Raw genomic sequence first — 18,003 nt, 5'->3', positions numbered from 1 at the left:
GCAGCAGCAGGATAGGGCACGCCATACGAGTCATAACGACCAACGTGAAGGTTGTTTTGACCCTGGCCAGCGCGAGTCAAATTGACACGATCAGTTTCAAGTCATTGATTTATATAGTGTTACCGATTGGCACGGTTTCTGATCAGGTCACTCGCCCCTTTTGGCGAACCTAGGAAGAAGCCCCATGCGCAATGAATTCAAGCCCAACCTCAGCGTAGTCACCGGTGCCAGTTCGGGCATCGGCCTGGCCGTCACCCGGCGCCTGCTGGAAAGCGGTTCGAAGGTGGTGGCGATGTCGCGCCAGATCGGCGGCCTCGGCGAACTGGTCGAGCGCTTCGGCGACATGCTGTCCTGGTTGCCTGGCGACGTCACGCAGGTCGCGGACCAGGCCAGGCTGGCGCAACGGGTCGGCACCCTGGGCCAGGTGGATTGCCTGGTGCCCAACGCCGGCATCGCACAACTGGCCGATGGCCTGGACCTGGCGGCCTTCGACCGTCAATGGGCAGTCAATGGCGCGGGCGCGCTCAACACCTTGAGCAGCCTGCGCGAGCATCTGGCCCCTGAGGCATCGGTGGTCTTCATCGGGACCTTCCTGGAACAGGCCACCTTTGCCGGGTTGGCCGCGTACATTGCCTCCAAGGCCGCATTGCGCGCGCAGATGCGCACCCTGGCGGTAGAACTGGCGCCCCACGGCGTGCGCCTCAACATGGTCTCACCGGGGCCAACCGCCACGCCGATCTGGGGCACCCTGGGCCTTGATGAACAGGCCTTGGGCTCCGTGGCCAACACGGTCAACCAGCGGTTATTGACGGGCCAGTTTCTTGAGCCGCAAGCCGTGGCCGACGTCATTCTCTTCCAGTTGAGCCGGGGTGCACGCGGCGTGTATGGCCAGGACTGGATCGTGGACAACGGCTACACCTTGCGTTGATCGTCCGGTGCGCGGTTCGCAACTGCCGCGCACCTACCCCCTTTTTTGAATCCTTGCCCTTGCGGGTCACCGTCCGTCATCGAGGTGCTGTTCGAGCATCGCCCAAGCCTCGGCGGTGAAGCAGTAGGTCTTGTCTGCCTGGAACAGGATGAGTCCCTCTTCGCAAAGTCGCCTGAGCACTTCGCGCACACTGACGAACGACAGGTCGGCAGACGTTTTCGCCAAATAAGCATGCACGCCGCGCACGCCCATCGTGCGGCCGTCCTGGGCGGCCGCCAGCAACGCGTTGATCACCTTGAAGCGGATCAGGCTGGTGCGCAGTCCATAACAACGCAGCAGGTCGCGAATCGGTTCGTTGGCGCACCGGTCGGGATCGTGGGCCTGCGGCTCTGCCGCCGGGCGCAATGGCGCGCGCGCATTGGAGGGCGTCATGCCTGGATTGCCTTGCATATGAAAAGTCCTTTTCAGAGGGTGATCGAACGGGGGTGGCCCGGTACGGCGGCCACCCGTTGTTGTGCGTCTAGGCTATGTACGAAATAGCCTGAAACTTGGTTATGCGGCGTTAAAAACCGGCTCGGAATGCTCATTGACAACCAGTCAACTGCGCTTCCTCGCCGGTTTTTGCCTTGCCTAACCTGCGTTTCAAACTATTTCGTACACAGTCTAGAAATCGACCGTGGCCGACAACTGCAACGTGCGTGGCGAACCGGCGGAAAACGCACCATACGAGGCGACGCCCGACCAGTACTCGCGATCGAACACGTTTTGCACCGTGGCCCGGAACGTCGTCGGCCGGCCTTCGATTTTGGTGGCGTAGCGGGCTCCTGCATCGAAGCGGGTCCAGGCATCCAGCGACTGGGTGTTGGCCTGGTTGACGTACTGCTTGTCGGTATAGATCGCCCCGCCGGTGAGGGTAAAGCCTTGCACCCATGGGGTGTCCCATTCGGCCCAGAGGTTGGCCTGGACGTCCGGCACGCCTACGGGTTTGTTGCCCCGGTTGGCGGCGGTGGCCGACTCCGTCAACTCGCCATCGAGCAGCGTCACGCCGCCCATCAGCCGGGTGCCGGGGGCAACTTCGCCGAACATGCTCAGCTCGACACCGCGGTTGCGTTGCTCGGCCTGCACCGAGAACACGCCATCCGCGCCCAGCTCGCCACCCGGCTTCTCGATCTGGAACAACGCCAGGGTGGTCATGAAGGTGCCATGCTCATACTTGACGCCGAGCTCGTGCTGCTTGGACTCGTAGGGGGCGAACGTCATGCCGCTGTTGCTTGCCCCACTCGGCGCGGTATCGCCTTTGCTCAGGCCCTCGACATAGTTGTAGTAGAAGGACACGTCGTCCCAGGGCTTGACCACCACGCCCACCATCGGGTTGGTCGCGCTGTCGTCATAGCGGGAGCTGACCGCGCCGTTGCTGTAATTGCGCGACTCCACGTTTTGCCGGCGCAGGCCCAGGGTCAGTTGCAACCGGTCGTCGAGCACCGACAGCGTGTCGGTCACGGCGACGCCGGACAGCTCCGATTCGGACACCCGTTGGACCTTGGGCGAACGCAGGTACTGCTTGGGGGCATCCACGGGGTGGTAGATGTTCGAGGTAATCGCCGTACCGTTGGTGATCCCCCGGGACAATTCATCCTGATAGGTGGTCGCCATCACCGTGGTGGTGTGGGTGACGGGGCCGGTGGCGAACACGCCGCGCAAGCCGACGTCGGCGGTCGAACGATCGACGTTGAACTTATAGTGCCCCGGCACGTTGCTGGTATCCCCGGCACTGTTGAGGATCCTGGGCACCTGGTCGGACATCCGATCGACGTCCGAGCGGCCACCGCCGGCATGAGCGAACACAGTGAGCGAATCGTTCAGGTCATACTCGCCGCCCAGCAGGGCCGACTGTTCACGGGTGTCCGACCAGCCCCACTTCTGCGGCAGGTTGGTCCGGCCGTTGGGCGCGGACGGCACCTCCACGCCCGGTGCGATCGTGAAGGGCCGCGAGGCACCTTCGAAGCTTTCTTTCTGGCTGATGAAATCGAGGTTCAAGCGCAACCGCTCGCCTCGGTAATCGAGGGCAATGGCGCCGATGTTCAGCTCACGCTCCTGATCGTCCACGACAGTATCGCCGCCCCGCAGGCTGCCATTGAAGCGCACGCCAAACTGGTTCTCGGAACCGAAGCGGCGACTGAGATCAAGATGACCGCCTACCTGGGAATCGGATTCGTAGGTGGTGGTCAAGCGCGTTAGGTCTTCGTCCAGCGGGCGCTTGGGGACGATATTGATCACCCCGCCGATGCCACTGTTCGGTGAAATCCCGTACATCAGGGCGCCCGGCCCCTTGAGGACTTCAACCCGTTCGGCGTACTCGGTAAACACCCGATAGTTGGGTGCCACGCCGTAGACGCCGTCGTAGGCCAGCTCGCCGATGTTGCCCTCGCCGATCGGAAAGCCACGGATGAAGAACGAATCGACGATGCCGCCCGTCTGCCCCGTCGAGCGCACCGAGGGATCCCTCTGCAAGGCGTCGGCCACGGTCACGGTCTGCAGATCGGCCAACGTCTTGGCGGTGTAGCTGGTCACGTTGAAGGGGGTGTCCATCACGTCCTTGTTGCCCATCATGCCCAGACGCGCCCCACGGGCCACCTGCCCGCCCGCGAGCGCCGGCGGCAGCGCGGTCGCGCCGTTGTAGGCACCGGTGATGTTGATCTCATCGAGGGTCAGGCCCTGGGTATCCGCCGGCGCCGAAGCGTCGGCGTTCGCGTCGGCACTGGCCGGCGACGTGGAGGTTGCAGCCCAGCTGTTGGCGCTCCCTGCGACCAGAACAATGCCCAGCGTGGCGCAACGAATCGCGAATGAAAGCGCGGATTCACCGCAAGGTCGACGTGCAACAGACATGACGTAAGGATCCTTTTCAGCAAGAGAAAATGGTAATCACTCCTATTGCCAGCCGACCTGCGGAAAAGTATCACCCCACGGGCGTTATTTTTTTCCGCACCCTGCCCGCCCTGGCGAGCCGCCTACCCATACAGGCGCTCCAGCGGGATCGCGATGACCGGCAGGGCCGGGTCGAACGCGTGCCGCGTAGTCTTGTACGGGAACAGTTCGCCGCGCTCGATGGTGGTGAAAATCCGCGCCACCTCGAACGCCTGACCGGTCTGCCAGTGGCGCACGCGCACCCGAGGATCGGCATAGTCGAGCTGGATGCACGGCACTCGCTTCAACCCCAACTGCAGCGCCGCGTTCAGCCGGTGGTTGCCGTCCATCACGATGCCTCGGGAGCGCTCGACAATGATCGGTTCCAGCCAATGGCCGGCCCGGACGATCGACTGCCGGACCGACTCCACGTTGGCCGGATCGACGTGCTCCGATTGCAGCACCTCGCACAACGGTCGGAGCGAAATCTGATAACCCTGTTCCATGGCATTTCCCCTGATTGATGGCCGGTTCAGCAGGCATCCGCCTTGGCGGGTTCCCCGTAGAGACTGGCCACGTCCAGCAGCCGTTGCGCATGCTCGATGAGGGGCAGATCCACCATCTCGCCGTCCACCTGCACGGCATGGCTGCCACTGGCCACGGCCTGCATCACCCGGTCCGCCCACGCCAACTGGTGGGCATCGGGCAGGAAGGCCTGCTGGACCGTACGCAACTGGCCGGGGTGGATGCAGAGCTTGGCGCCAAAGCCCAGGGACCTGGCGTAGTGCGCCTCGTGCTTGACCGCCGCCAGGTCGCTGATCGCCGGGGTCACGCCGTCGACCGGTGCCGGCAAGCCGGCGGTTCGCGACGCCAGCACGATGCGATTGCGGGCGAAGAGAAACGCCTCGGGCACCTGGCTGCAGTTGATGTCCAGGGAAAAATCCAGGGAGCCGAACGCCAGCCGCGAGAGCCCGGCGATGCCGGCGATCGACTCGACCTCATGCAAGCCCCTGGCGGTCTCGATGATGGCGACAACCTTGAGCCCGGGCCTCCACGCCAGCAAGCGCTCGACCACCTCGGATAACCCCTCGCCATACTGCGCCTTGGGCAGGAAGATTCCCGAGCAGCGCTGCGGGTAGCGCATGTCTTCGAGCCACTTGAGGTCCTGGCGGAAGAACTCACTGCCAACGCTGTTCAGGCGGATGTAGCGCTGGCAGGAAACGTTGGGCGAACTCTCCTGCCAGGCCCAGATCGCGGCGCGGGCCGCGGCTTTGCTGTCGGGATGAACCGCGTCCTCGAGGTCGAGGATGATCGCATCCGGAGCCGCCGCGACGGCCTTGGCGAAACGCTCGGGGCGGTTCCCCGGGACGAACAGGTAGCTGATGGGAAGCGTGGGGGTGGTACCGGGACGTTCAGTGGTCATAAAGCTCTCCTAGGCATGCAACTGTCGTGGTTCAAGCGAAATTTCATCGATTTCGGGCGGGGCCATCGCGGTCCTGCAACAGCCCCTTACAACGTCGGTTAATTCCTTGTTGATCAAGGTATTAAGGCGCTCTTCCAAGTACGGATGGGCACCTGCAAACGTGAGCAAACAAGCGTTTGCACACGTTCAGCCAACGAGTAAATATTCAAAATATTTGAAAACCTTACTTGATAATCGTTCGCGTTAGCAATATGGTTCTCGCCATCGAAGATATCTCTCACACAACAAAGGAAGTTTTCGTACTCCCCAAGGAAGTGCAGTGCAGTGATGTCATTTGAATGTCAGCTAATGACCCTGTTCGAGAATAAGCCGCAGACTCGATAACGGCCTCTTCACGCCCAGGCAAAACCTCATGGAATGGATTTCTATGCAATATCTTTGTGAAGTATTGATAAAACCTGACGTCACGATAGTGAGGCCGGGTTTCGTTTGGCACGCACCGCCAGGCGTTTAAATCGTTCATGCCTGAAAAACGGCAAATTCATATTCTTCGATAACACCAAGTTATCGAAAACTTGATGGGTGTTGATTTATACGCCAGGGGTTAACTATGCCTAATGTAATGACGCCAACATTTAACAATGTAACTGAAGTGCATCAACCGACCCTGTTGGCGCCATTGCTCGACCCGCTAATCGCGCAGTTCATCCAGCACTGTCCAGGCAAACTTTCAGCACTGGTCGACCACTATGGATCGCCGCTGAACCTGGTATGGCCCCACGCATTCAAGCTCAACGCGGCGGCGCTTCAGGGCGTGCTGAAACACTACAACGTCGCCCACACGCTGTTTTACGGCGCCAAGGCCAACAAGTCCCAGAGCCTGCTGGCGGCGGCAGCGGCGATGGGCATTGGTGTCGATGTTTCGAGCCTTCACGAGTTGCACGCCGCGTTACGGGCCGGTATTCCAGGACAGCATTTATGCGCAACGGGACCGGCGAAAACGACAGTATTCCATCAAGCCCTGGTGGACGTCGGCGCCCTCATCTGTGTGGACTCACGGGAAGAAATCGGCCACCTGGCAACGCTGCTGGCGTCCAGAACAGCGTCAAGAAAAGCCAGAATCCTGTTGCGTTACCGGCCAAAAAGCTGCCCGACGAGCCGCTTTGGCATGGGCGCCGACGATGTGCTCGGGTGCCTGCAACAGTTGGCGCAGGAACGACAGCATTTTCACTTCGAAGGTTTTCATTTCCACCTCGGCGGCTACGGTCATGAATCGCGCGTCCAGGCGTTTGGCGAAGTGGTGGCGTATGTCGACGCCGCCCGGGAAATGGGGCTGGCCCCCGTCATGATCGACATCGGTGGAGGCCTGCCCATCCGATATGTCGACCCGCAGCGCTATGACAGTTTCCTGCGCAACGACAATAACCCCAGCCATTATTACAACCACACAGTGCCCGAGGCTTTTTACCCCTACGGCAGTCAACTCACCGCCAGCCAATGGTTGGCATTGTTCCTGGAGTCCGATTGTTTACCCGGCCAAACGATTGCCCATTATCTGCAATCGCAAAACATGACCTTGGCCCTGGAACCCGGCCGAAGTTTGGTCGACCAGGCCGCCATTTCAGTGTTCCGGGTGACTCGCTGTAAAAAACTGGCCAATGACAAAACCGTTATTTTCGTCGAGGGCAGCAGTTTCAGTGCCTGTGAAACATGGTTTTCATCCGAATACCTGGTGGACCCGATCCTGATCAGTGCAAGCGCGCCACCGCACACCCCGACACACGCCTATATCGCCGGACATAGTTGCCTGGACGATGACGTCATTACTTATCGCCTGATCAACTTTGAAACCTCACCCCAGGCCGGTGACTTATTGATCTACGCCAACACCGCCGGTTATCAGATGGACCTGCTGGAAAATGAATTCCATCGCCATCCCCTGCCCCGGCGTATTACCGCCACTTGTTGTACGCAAGGCCACTACACATTTTTACCTGACTGCTAAAAAGGGAGTCTTACTCATGATACTTGGCAAAGTTTCAGAACTGATTGGCAACACGCCCATGTTGGGCATCGATGTGCCTGATACCAATGCACGGCTGCTGCTGAAGATCGAAAAGAACAACCCCGGTGGCAGCATAAAAGACCGCATGGCCAGGAACATGGTGCTGGCGGCCCTCAAGTCAGGACGCTTGAAGCCCGGTGGCGTGGTCGTGGAGTCGTCTTCCGGCAACACGGGCATCGGCCTGGCCATGGCGGCCGTGGAGTTCGGCCTGCAGTTCATTGCGGTGGTCGATCATCACGCGGCACAAGACAAGATCGCGGTCATGAAAGCTTTGGGCGCCGATGTTCGATTCGTCGCCGGCAACTACCGCGAAGATGAAGTCGCCGTGGTCGAGCGCCAGCGGATGGCCGCCGAACTGGCGACGCAGATTCCCGGTGCCGTGTTCATGAACCAGTCGGACAACGCCGCCAACGCCGGTGGCTACAGCGACTTCGTGCGCGAAACCATCGCCCAGGCGCACGGCACGATCGGTGCCTATGTCGGCTGTGTCGGCACCGGTGGCTCGATGACCGGCATCGCCCGCGGCCTGAAAGTGCATGACCCCGAGACGGTGACCGTCGGGGTCGAGCCCGCCGGTTCGATTGTGTTCGGCCATCCCGGTTATCCGTACTACCAGTCCGGCACGGGCACCCCGGCCGGCGACACGGTCGGCCTGGTGCTCGACTACAGCTGCATCGACCTGGGCGTGCAGGTCACCGACAGCCAGGCCTTCGAAACCGCACGCTACATCGCCCGCAACCTGGCGCTGCTGGTGGGCGGTTCGACCGGTGGTGCGATTTTCAAGGCCCTGGAGCTGATCCACGCCGGCGTGCTGACCGGCAACGTCGTGGTGCCGATCGCAGATGGCGGCGAAAAGTACCTGCACACCGTCTTCAACGAACAATGGCTGCAAGAGCGTGGCTTGCTCGACCCGAACGTTGGCGCGCAGTTGGACACCTGGCTGGGCAAGACCCAATGGCTGGAGTCCAGCTCGGCGCCCCTGCAACTGAGCGTTGCGTAACCTTCACCCCACACAGGAACGCCTCTGAATGAATGTGCTGAAAGTCGCCATCTGTGGCGGTGGCAGGACCGGCCACCTGAACGCAGTCCTGTTCAAGCAACTGCCCGATGTCCAGGTCTCGCTGCTCACCCGCAATGCGCAGGTCGTCGAGCAACACCTCCGTCGGACGCCGATACAGGCACTGATGCCGGACGGCTCGACGCTGAGCGCGCAACTGGACCGAGTGACCACGGACGCCAAGGCCGCGGTCGAGGACGCCGACATCGTGATCATCACGGTGCCGGCCCACGTCCGCCCGCAAACCCTGCAAAGCATCGCCGCGCACCTGAGCACGGACAAACCGGTGTACATCGGTGCCATCCCGGGCTTCTGCGGGTTCGATTGGCTGGCCGAAGCCGCGCTGGCGCAGCGACCCAACCTGGTGATCTGGGGCATGAAGGATGTCCCGCACACGGCGTTCGATCTCAAGCCCGGGCGGTCGATCCGCATGGGCGGCGGCAAAAGCCAGCTGTACGTCGCGACCCACGCCCGTGAATCGCAGGCCTCTCGCCAACAGCTCGGCGAACTGCTCAGCCGCTTGTACGGCCCATGCGTGACGTTGCTCGACAACTACCTGGAAATCACCCTGACGCCCGGCAATCCGATCATGCACAGCTCGGTGATCTACGGGCTGATCGGGCCCTACGGCCAGTGGCATCGCAAGATCTTCCCGCAGCCGCTGTGCTGGTGGACGGAGTGCCCGGAACTGGGGGCCTACTTCCTGGAGCGCATGGACGAGGAAAGCCAACGGCTCTGCGCCGTCATCAGCGAACGCCTGGGCGTGGACCTGTCTTCGGTCAAGTCCTTGAAACAGGAAATCGTCGACGCCTACGGCGAGCAGATCCGTGACCGCAGCAGCATGTTGTCGATCCTGCGCACCAACCAGGCCTACAACGACATCCTCGCGCCGATGGTGCCCGCCGATAACAACCGCGCCGGCTACGTGATCGAGCGCCAGAGCCGCGCCTTCAACGAAGACGTCGCCTACGGCCTGGTGTTGCTGGTGGAAATGGCCAGGCGCTTCGACCTGAAGGTGCCCTACATCGAGGAAGTATTGCAGTGGAGCGTGGCCTACATGCAGGGCTTGCGCGACTCGGCGCTGGACTACTTCCCCCGCCACTGGCCCCACGCGGCATGAGCCCAACCTCCTCTTTACTCATCGACGAGCAGACAGCCGATATGGATGACTTCAAGACACTGATCGCTTACTCCCGCAAAAACGCCATGCGCCGCCTGGTGCGTTGCCTGTTTGCCGAGAACATCCTGGATCGCCGCGCCCTGGTGTTTTGCGCCGACGGCACGCAGGCCACCTACCCGCTCAAGAACGCCCGGGGACATCTGTTTTTTTCGCACATCACCCTGGCCCCGGCCGATACCCTGATCCACGACGGTGAAGTGGTGCTGGTCACCGACGAAGGTGTGCGCCAGGTGGTCGACAGCCACCAGGACCTGCTGGATGTGCTGCGGGACAGCTTCGATTTCGCGCCCACCGACGAAGGCGTGGCCGGGCTCAAGGCCGACATGGAGAACAGCCTGATGAACGATGCCCACGCCCGCCGGCATCGCCAGCAATGGAACGCCCGGCTGGCCGAGGCCAGCCAGGGTCGAGGCCTCGCCAGCCTGACCGACTATCTGCGCCAACACGCCAGCACCCAGGACGCGGCGATCCTGCTGGACCAATGGGGTTCACTGGAAGGCCACCCGTATTACCCCACGTGGAAATCCCGCCCGGGCCTCAGCGATGCAGAAGTCGAGCAACTGTCGCCCGAGTTCAATGCCCAGGTGCCCCTGCGTATCGCGGCATTGCGCGCCGACATGGCCATCAGCGAGAGCATGCCCCACGTCACCGATTACCTGGGCTGGTTCGCGGCGAACTTCCCGGCGCACTGGGAGCAATGGAAAACCGCGCTCAACGACAGAGGCCTGGATGAAAAACAGTGGCTGCCGCTGCCGATCCACGCCTGGCATTTGCAGGCTTATGTGCTGAAGCATTTCGCCGCGGAAATTGAACAAGGCATCCTGATCACTGACGGCCCGGACATCCTCACCCTGCCCACCATGTCCTATCGGACCATGATGCCCGCGCAGCAAGAAGCCGCGCCGCTGATCAAACTGCCCATCGCGGTGTGGATGACCAGTGAGCTGCGCAGCCTGCAAGCCAAGTCGATCCACATGGGCCCGCGCATCAGCACGGTGATCACGCAGATCCTTGCCGCCGAAAACGGCTTTGGCCAGCGCCTGGAAATCTTCCCGGAGGAGATCGGCGTGCGCTACCGCAACGCGATCACCCAGGACGATGCCCCCGGTCGGCACCTGTCGGTGGTCTATCGCGCCAGCAGGCAGGCCTTCCAGCGCAACGACGACTGCCTGCCCATCACCGTCGCGTCGTTGTTCACGCGCCTGCCCGGCAGTGCTCGTCCGTTGTTCACCGACCTGATCGAACGCGACGGCTTGCGCGCCAGCGCCCGCAATGTGGAGGACTGGTTCCGCCAGTACGCCAGGGTGGTCACGCACCCGGTGGTGGCGATCTACCTGATGTACGGTATCGGGCTGGAGGCCCACCAGCAAAACACCATGGTGCTGTTTTCCCCCGATGGCAAAGCGCGTAGTCTGCTGATCCGCGATTTTGGCGACGGCCGTACCTACGCGCCGCTGCTGGAAGCGCGTGGCTATACCTTGCAGCCCCATGTCCAGCCCGGCATCTTGCCGACGGTGTTCGTGGAGGATATCGAGCCGGTGCGCATGTTTGTGCTGGACGCCGCGTTCCTGACCCACCTGCACGAAGTCGCGCTGTGGCTGAGCACGGAATATGCGCTGGACGACACCCGGCTGTGGACCGTGCTGCGGGAGGAAACCGAAAGTGCCTTCGAGGCCGTGCGCGACCGTGTCGCGGCGCCGCTGTGGGAAGTCGAACGCCAGGCCTTCCTTGAAGACCCGTGGCCAACACGATCGCTGCTGCGCATGCATTTGCTGCAGTATTCCAACTATCGTTTGCAGCACACGCTGACCAACCCGCTTGCCAGCGCCTAACCACCGAGGCTGAGTCATGTCCCACGCAGGTGTCACCCAGGGTTTGAACGTAAGAATCCTGATTTATCTTCTGTTCGCGATCCAGCTCGTCTCCATGGGCGCGATGGAAATGAGCGGGCCGTTCTGGCCGGTCCACCTGCGTGGGCTGACGTCCTCGGAGTCGGTTTTCAGCTTCGCCAGCATCGCCGTGTACGTCGGGCCGATGCTGGGCATCATCCTGACCAGTGCCTTCTGGGGCCGTATCGGCGACCGCTATGGCCACAAGTTGATGATGATCCGCGCCCTTGCCGGGCTGTCCTTGACCCAACTGGGCCTGGCGCTGGCCGGGGACATCTGGGTGATCCTGGTGTTGCGCTTCCTGCAAGGCGCCTTCGCCGGCTACATTGCCCCGGCGCAGGCCTACGGCGTCAGCATCGAAGCCCCTTCGCGCCGGGCGCGGCTGTTCGCGATCCTGCAGATATCGACCAACGTGGGGTCGTTGCTCGGCGCGGTGGTCGGCGGCCTGATCCTCGATTACGCCACGTTCTTCTGGATCAACATGATCGCGGCGGTACTGTGCGCAGTCTGCACGGTGGTGGCTGCCGTGACCCTGCCGGACGTGCCGCCGGTGAAAAAGCCAACCGCTCAGACCGCCAGTGCGGCCACCGGACGCGGCAGCAGCCCCTGGCAGGGATCGCCGCTGTTGTCGTTGCTGTGCGTGATGGGCATCCTGCTGCTGGCGCGGATGCTGCCGCAGACCTCATTTTCCCTGTACGTGAGCACGGTATTCGAGGTCAGCAACGCCGTCGTCGGCTTGTGTTACGGCCTGTTGGCCCTGGGTTTCATCCTGTCGGCCACGGCCTGGTCACGCTACTTCGAACACCGCTCCCAGCAGGACACCCTGCAACGCATCACCTACGTCGTGCTGGGTTGTATCGCGCTGACCGCCGTGGCGGGCGTCACGCGCAACGCCCTGGTGTTCGTGGTGGCCTATTTCATCTGGGGCGTGCTGCTCGGTGCCACCACACCGGTGCTGATGGCGCTGATTTCGAAAGCGGCCGACAGCAGCCAGCAAGGCCATGTGCTCGGGATCGCCCAGGGCAGCACGCAGTTTGCATCGATCGCGGGGATCTGCGTGGGCGGCCTGCTCAGCCAGGTCTATGGTTTGCAGTACACCTATCTGTTCGTCTGCCTGGCGTATGCACTGGCGCTGATCCCGGTCGTCGCGTTGCGCTACTGGCCCGCCAGCCTGCAAGCCAGCCCCGCACCGCCGGGGGAATGATCAAGGAGTTTCGCTTTGGACATTGAACAACTGCGCGCCGACACGCCCGGTGCCGCGGAGCTGATCCACTTCAACAATGCCGGCGCAGCGCTGATGCCCCAGCCGGTGCTCGACGCCATCACCGGCCACTTGCAGCGCGAGGCCTGCCTGGGAGGCTACGAAGCCGCCGCAGAACAGGCGCAGGCACTGGAGAACGTCTATGGCGCCATTGGCCGTCTGATCAACGCCCGGGCCGATGAAATCGCCGTGATCGAAAACGCCACCCGCGCCTGGGACATGGCCTTCTACTCCTTGCCATTGAGGCCGGGCGACGTGGTGCTGACGTCCACCACCGAATACGCCGGCAACTACATTCCCTACCTGCAACTGCAACGCCAGCGCGGGATCGAGCTTCGGGTCCTGCCCAACGATGAGCACGGCCAGGTCTGCCTGTCGGCGCTCAAGACCCTTCTGGACGATGAACGCGTGGCGCTGGTGTCGCTTCCGGTGATCGCCACCAACGGCGGCCCGGTCCAACCCATCGAACAGATCGGCGCATTGACGCGGGCAGCCGGCAAGCTGTTCCTGCTGGACGCCTGCCAGGGCGTCGGGCAGATGCCCATCGACGTGAAGAAGATCGGCTGCCACATGCTCGCCGCCACCAGCCGCAAGTATCTGCGGGGCCCCCGGGGCATGGGCTTTCTGTACGTCGAACACGCGTTGTGCCAGACCCTTGAGCCGACGTTCCTCGACCTTCACGCCGCGTCGCTGCTGACACCCGAAACCTTCGCCATCCGCGACGACGCCAGACGCTTCGAAAACTGGGAATGCAACGTGGCGGCGAAGCTGGGCCTCGGTGCCGCCGTGGAGTACGCCCTCGCCCAGGGTATCGAACCGATGTGGCAACGCATCCAGCAACTGGCCAGCCACTTGCGCACACAATTGGCGACGGTTCCCGGGGTAACCGTCCAGGACCTGGGCGCGCTCAAGTCAGGCATCGTGACGTTCACCCATCACCAGAGCGACGCGACCCAGCTCCAGCAGTGGTTGGCGCAGCAAGCCAGACGCATCAACGTCAGCACCTCCCGGGCCGGCTCGACGTTGCTGGACATGCAGCAGCGCGGCCTGCCAGAAGTCAGTCGCGCGTCCGTCCACGCGTACAACACCCACGCTGAAATCGACGCCCTGGTACACGCCCTCAGGCGCCTGCCCGGCCGCTGAAAGGCGCAGGTGGAATCACGCTTGCGTCGCAGGCGGGTTGTCAATTAGCATTGGGAATACTTCTCAATTGCAAAAAACTGCAGCCATGAGCCAATCCCTGCCCGCGAACAACGACAACCATCTGCGCGTGATCGAGGCGCTGTATGCCGGTCATCACGGCTGGCTGTACGCCACGCTGAAGAAAAAGCTCGGCAACGCCATGGATGCAGCGGACCTGGCCCAGGACACCTTTACCCGCATCCTCGCGTCCCAGGTCACCACCATCGAACAGCCACGGGCCTACCTGAGCTGCGTGGCCAAGGGCATCCTGATCAACTGGTACCAGCGCAAGGCCCTCGAACGCGCCTACCTGGAAGCCCTCGCGCACCTGCCCGTCCAGGACGTCCCATCGCCCGAGTTGCGCTGGATGGTGCTCGAAACCCTGCACGAAATCGACGCCATGCTCGACAGCCTGGCCCCGCTGGTCCGCCGGGCATTCCTGCTGTCGCAGATCGGCGGCCTGAAGTACGACGATATCGCCGAACAGTTGAACGTCTCGCTCATCACCGTCAAGCGCTACATGAAGCAAGCCTTCATCCAGTGCCTGATGCTGGTGGAATGAATGCTGACCCATCGCCATGAGCCTCCCCTGGACCCCAAGGTCCTCGAGGAGGCGGCCGAGTGGCTGATGCGCTTGAGCGAAAGCGAGCTCAGCGACACCGAGCGCGCCGAATGGGAGTGCTGGAAAGTCAGCAGCCCCGAGCGGGATCGGGCCTGGAACCGCGCGCAATTGCTGCAAAGCAAGCTCGGCGGGTTACCGGCGACGCTGGCGATGTCGACGCTGGACCGTCCCAGCCACCCCGACCGTCGCCGGGCGCTCGGCAAGCTGGCCTTGCTGCTGGCGGCAGTGCCCACCGGGTGGGGCACCTGGAAACTCGCGCAACAGCAGCAATGGTCCGCCGACTACCGCACCGCCGTCGGCGAGCGCCGCGAATTGAGCCTGGCGGACGGTTCCCGGATCACCCTCAATACCGACTCGGCCATCGACGTGCTGTTCGACACCCGGCAACGCCTTGTCAGGCTGCGCGAAGGGGAAATCCTGGTGCAGACCGCCCCGGACACCGCCGTCCTGGCCCGCCCGTTCCGGGTCGACACCGGCCAGGGTCGGATGCAGGCCCTGGGCACGCAGTTCATCGTCCGCGAGCTTCAGGCGCGCACTCACCTGGCGGTGCTCGACGGCGCCGTGCGGGTCGAGTTGGCGCAAAGCACCCAGCAGGCGCCGTTGATCGTCGCGGCCGGGCAGCGCACCGATTTTTCCAGCCATGACATTGGCCAATTGACCCCGACCGATCGCAACGCCAGCGCCTGGACCCAAGGCATGCTGGTGGTCGACAAGATGCGCCTGGCGGATTTCGTCAGCGAGCTGGCGCGCTATCGCCGCGGCTTCCTGCGCTGCGACCCGGCCATCGCCGGGCTACGCATTTCCGGCGCCTTCCCGGTCAGTGACACGCAACGCACGTTGAACATGCTGGTGCAAACCTACCCGATCCTGGTCAGCGGCCACCTGAGCGGCTACTGGGTGACCCTTTCCCCCGCCTGACCCGACGAAAAAAATCATCGCGAGGGTGATACTTTTTTTCGCCTCGGCTGGCAAAGAAAGGAATAACCATTTTTCCTCGTCCATAGGGTCATCCATCCATGCTTGTTGCGCGGCCCCGGCGTCCGGATCGTCTGACCAAGCCCGTCTTTCGCAGTGTGTTGCTCGGCCTGGTCCTGGGCGCGGACAGCGGGTCGCTGGCCTTGGCCGCCCCGCCGACTCGACTCGATACGGTCGCAGTCCGCGCCTACAACATCGCGCCCGGCCCGCTCGGCCCCGCCTTGTCGAGTTTTGCCGCGCAAGCCGGTCTGGCCCTGTCGTTCCAGCCGGCAATCACCGAAGGCTTGCTCAGCCCCGGGCTGTCCGGCACGTATACGACCCAGCAAGCCCTGGGCCGTCTGCTGGCCGACAGTGGCGTGGACATGATCAGGCGCGACGATGGCAGCTATACCCTGGTGCTGCGTCGAGTAGCGCTGCCGCCCATCAACATCGAGACCCTGGGCAAGCCCGTCGACAGCCTGCCGCCAACCTACCCCGGCGGCCAGGTCGCTCGCGGTGCGCGTCTCGGCCTGTTGGGCAACAAGGATGCGATGGACGCCCCCTTCAGCATCAGCAGCTACACCTCGACCCTGGTCAAGGACCAGCAGGCGGTCACCGTCGGCGATGTGCTCGAACGTGATTCTTCGGTGCGCTCCACCGGGCAGGCAGGCGGAATCGTCGACTCGTTCTTCATCCGTGGTTTTCCGGTAGGGGAAGGCAATCTCGGCGAACTGGCATTCGACGGTGTCTACGGCGTGGCGTCCAACTACCGGGTGTTCGCCGACTACGCCGAGCGCATCGAACTGGTCAAGGGTCCGGGCGCCCTGCTCTACGGCATGTCGCCCAACAGCGCCGTCGGTGGCGTGATCAACGTGGTGCCCAAGCGGCCGCTCGACGAGGACCTGACCCGCTTCACGAGCCGCTACGCGATGAACTCGCAACTGGGGGGCCACCTCGACGTCAGCCGCCGGTTCGGCGAGGAACGCCGGTTCGGCGTCAGGCTCAACGGCAGCCTCCAGCAAGGGGACACGGCCATCGACCAGCAATCCCGGGACCTGGGGATCGGCGCCCTCTCCCTGGACTACCAGGGAGAACGCCTGCGGACCACGCTGGACCTGATCGACCAGCAAGAGGAGCTCGACGCCGCGTCCCGACCCTTCCTGATCGCGCCGGGCGTGCAGATTCCGTCCGCCGCCAACGGACGCACCAGTGTCAGCCAGGACTGGGGCCGGTCCAAGACCCGGGACCGGTCCGCGCTGCTGAGCGGCGAGTATGACCTCAGCGATGCGTTGACGGTGTTCGCCCACGCCGGCGGCGGCCAATCGGCGGTCGAACGTCTGTCGGACCAGACCCCAACCCTCATCAATGCCGCTGGCGATACCTCCTCGATTCCCGGCTATTACAAATTCGAAGTCCAGCGCTACACCGTCGACATCGGCGCGCGACTGGGCTTCGATACCGGGCCGGTCAGCCACAGCACGGTGCTGCAAGCGAGCCGTTACCGCGATGAGCTGTCCCGGGGCATCAATTCCGGCGCGCCGCTGCTGTCGAACATCTACCACCCGATCGACCGGCCCAAGCCTTCGATCGCCGAGCCGAGCACGCCGAAGGTTTCCGCGAGCGAACTGTCCGGCATCGCCCTCGCCGATACCCTGTCCGTGCTCGACGGGCGCCTGCAGGTGACCGCCGGCCTGCGCCGACAAACCATCGAGTCGCACAACTACAACGCCACGGGAGCGGTCACCGCCGAGTACGACCAAGGCAAGAACACGCCGCTTTTCGGCGTCGTCGCCAAGCCCTGGGAGCATGTCTCGCTCTACTACAACTACGTCGAAGGCTTGAGCAAGGGCGACATCGCGCCGTCCGCCGCCTCGAACGCAGGCGAGGTTTTTTCGCCCTACGTTTCCCGGCAGCAGGAAGTCGGGCTCAAGCTCGACTACGACAGCTTCATGGCCACGCTGGCGCTGTTCCAGATCAAGAAGCCCAACGGAGAACTGGCCTCCGGGGTGTTCTCGGTCCAGGGCGAACAACGCAACCGGGGCGTCGAGCTGAACCTGGCCGGCGAGATCGCCCGGGGCACGCGCCTGCTGGCCGGCACGACCCTGCTGGATGGCCAACTGACCAAAAGCCGCGTCGCCGCCAACCGTGGCAACACACCGGTGGGTGTTCCGCGAGTCCAGGCCAACCTCTGGGCGGAGTGGGACACACCCGGCATCGAAGGCCTGACGCTGACCAGCGGCGCGATCTACACCAGTCGCCAGTACGTCGACCAGGCCAACACCCAGGCGCTGGATGCCTGGACCCGCTTCGACGTCGGTGCCCGCTACACCACGCGCATCGCGCAACGACCGACCACCCTGCGCGCCACCGTGCAGAACGTGTTCGACCGCGAGTACTGGTCGGGAGTCGCCTCCTACGGCGCGTTTTCCCAGGGGGCGCCGCGCACCCTGCTGCTGTCTGCCACCGTTGATTTCTGAAACGTCCGGTCCGTCGCAACGACAGGCGTCGTTGTCCGGCCTGGCTTCTGTAAAGGCATAA

Annotated in this window: 14 protein-coding genes; 10 read left to right on the top strand and 4 right to left on the bottom strand. The window is 63.2% G+C overall.

Translation table 11 applies throughout. The features are described from left to right. Positions 1–184: 184 nt before the first annotated feature. Positions 185–928 carry an SDR family oxidoreductase gene (locus V5F23_RS11550; RefSeq protein WP_042729722.1) on the top strand — a complete coding sequence of 248 codons (744 nt, stop codon included), beginning with the start codon at positions 185–187 and terminating at the stop codon, positions 926–928. A gap of 66 nt (positions 929–994) precedes the next feature. On the opposite strand, the gene V5F23_RS11545 is transcribed toward V5F23_RS11550, so the two are convergent. The 4 genes from V5F23_RS11545 to V5F23_RS11530 all read right to left on the bottom strand — a co-directional run bounded on the left by V5F23_RS11545 (position 995) and on the right by V5F23_RS11530 (position 5,255). After that, positions 995–1,360, bottom strand: coding sequence for a fe2+ zn2+ uptake regulation protein (locus V5F23_RS11545; protein WP_234408035.1), 366 nt, complete (start codon positions 1,358–1,360; stop codon positions 995–997). Positions 1,361–1,591: 231 nt separating this feature from the next. Further along, the gene (locus tag V5F23_RS11540; RefSeq protein ID WP_338498456.1) at positions 1,592–3,814 is read right to left on the bottom strand and encodes a TonB-dependent siderophore receptor; all 2,223 of its coding nucleotides are present in this window, start codon (positions 3,812–3,814) and stop codon (positions 1,592–1,594) included. A gap of 122 nt (positions 3,815–3,936) precedes the next feature. Then, positions 3,937–4,338: a ParB N-terminal domain-containing protein gene (locus tag V5F23_RS11535; RefSeq protein ID WP_212803682.1), complete on the bottom strand. Its 402-nt coding sequence runs from the start codon at positions 4,336–4,338 to the stop codon at positions 3,937–3,939. A 26-nt stretch (positions 4,339–4,364) separates the two neighbouring features. Further along, positions 4,365–5,255 (bottom strand): CoA ester lyase, encoded by an 891-nt coding sequence (locus V5F23_RS11530; RefSeq protein ID WP_042729718.1) that lies wholly within the window; start codon positions 5,253–5,255, stop codon positions 4,365–4,367. A 610-nt stretch (positions 5,256–5,865) separates the two neighbouring features. Between V5F23_RS11530 and V5F23_RS11525 the strand changes: the two genes are divergently transcribed. The 9 genes from V5F23_RS11525 (at position 5,866) to V5F23_RS11485 (ending at position 17,942) form a co-directional block, all read left to right on the top strand. Further along, positions 5,866–7,260 (top strand): Y4yA family PLP-dependent enzyme, encoded by a 1,395-nt coding sequence (locus V5F23_RS11525; protein ID WP_338498453.1) that lies wholly within the window; start codon positions 5,866–5,868, stop codon positions 7,258–7,260. Between the two features lie 16 nt (positions 7,261–7,276). Next, the gene (locus V5F23_RS11520) at positions 7,277–8,320 is read left to right on the top strand and encodes a cysteine synthase family protein (RefSeq protein ID WP_212803680.1); all 1,044 of its coding nucleotides are present in this window, start codon (positions 7,277–7,279) and stop codon (positions 8,318–8,320) included. Between the two features lie 28 nt (positions 8,321–8,348). After that, positions 8,349–9,497 (top strand): NAD/NADP octopine/nopaline dehydrogenase family protein, encoded by a 1,149-nt coding sequence (locus V5F23_RS11515; RefSeq protein WP_338498447.1) that lies wholly within the window; start codon positions 8,349–8,351, stop codon positions 9,495–9,497. Beyond that, entirely contained in the window at positions 9,494–11,389 is a 1,896-nt protein-coding gene (locus tag V5F23_RS11510) for an IucA/IucC family protein (protein WP_338498445.1), read from the top strand. The genes V5F23_RS11515 and V5F23_RS11510 overlap by 4 nt, the downstream gene beginning before the upstream one ends. A 16-nt stretch (positions 11,390–11,405) precedes the next feature. Continuing rightward, complete coding sequence (locus tag V5F23_RS11505) at positions 11,406–12,650, top strand: MFS transporter (protein ID WP_338498442.1); 1,245 nt, start codon at positions 11,406–11,408, stop codon at positions 12,648–12,650. 15 nt (positions 12,651–12,665) lie between these two features. After that, a complete protein-coding gene (locus V5F23_RS11500) occupies positions 12,666–13,850 on the top strand; it encodes an aminotransferase class V-fold PLP-dependent enzyme (protein WP_042729712.1) in 1,185 nt (394 codons plus the stop codon). Between the two features lie 85 nt (positions 13,851–13,935). Further along, entirely contained in the window at positions 13,936–14,451 is a 516-nt protein-coding gene (locus V5F23_RS11495; RefSeq protein WP_042729711.1) for a sigma-70 family RNA polymerase sigma factor, read from the top strand. Beyond that, a complete protein-coding gene (locus tag V5F23_RS11490) occupies positions 14,452–15,429 on the top strand; it encodes a FecR family protein (RefSeq protein ID WP_042729710.1) in 978 nt (325 codons plus the stop codon). It abuts the gene before it with no gap. A gap of 98 nt (positions 15,430–15,527) precedes the next feature. After that, entirely contained in the window at positions 15,528–17,942 is a 2,415-nt protein-coding gene (locus tag V5F23_RS11485; protein WP_338498439.1) for a TonB-dependent receptor, read from the top strand. Positions 17,943–18,003: the final 61 nt, after the last annotated feature.

Origin of the sequence: Pseudomonas sp. WP18, from assembly GCF_036689585.1 — a bacterium.
Taxonomy (GTDB): domain Bacteria; phylum Pseudomonadota; class Gammaproteobacteria; order Pseudomonadales; family Pseudomonadaceae; genus Aquipseudomonas; species Aquipseudomonas chlororaphis_E.
Note: the sequence above shows the minus strand (reverse complement) of the source record. Positions and strands in the feature narration are given on the sequence as shown.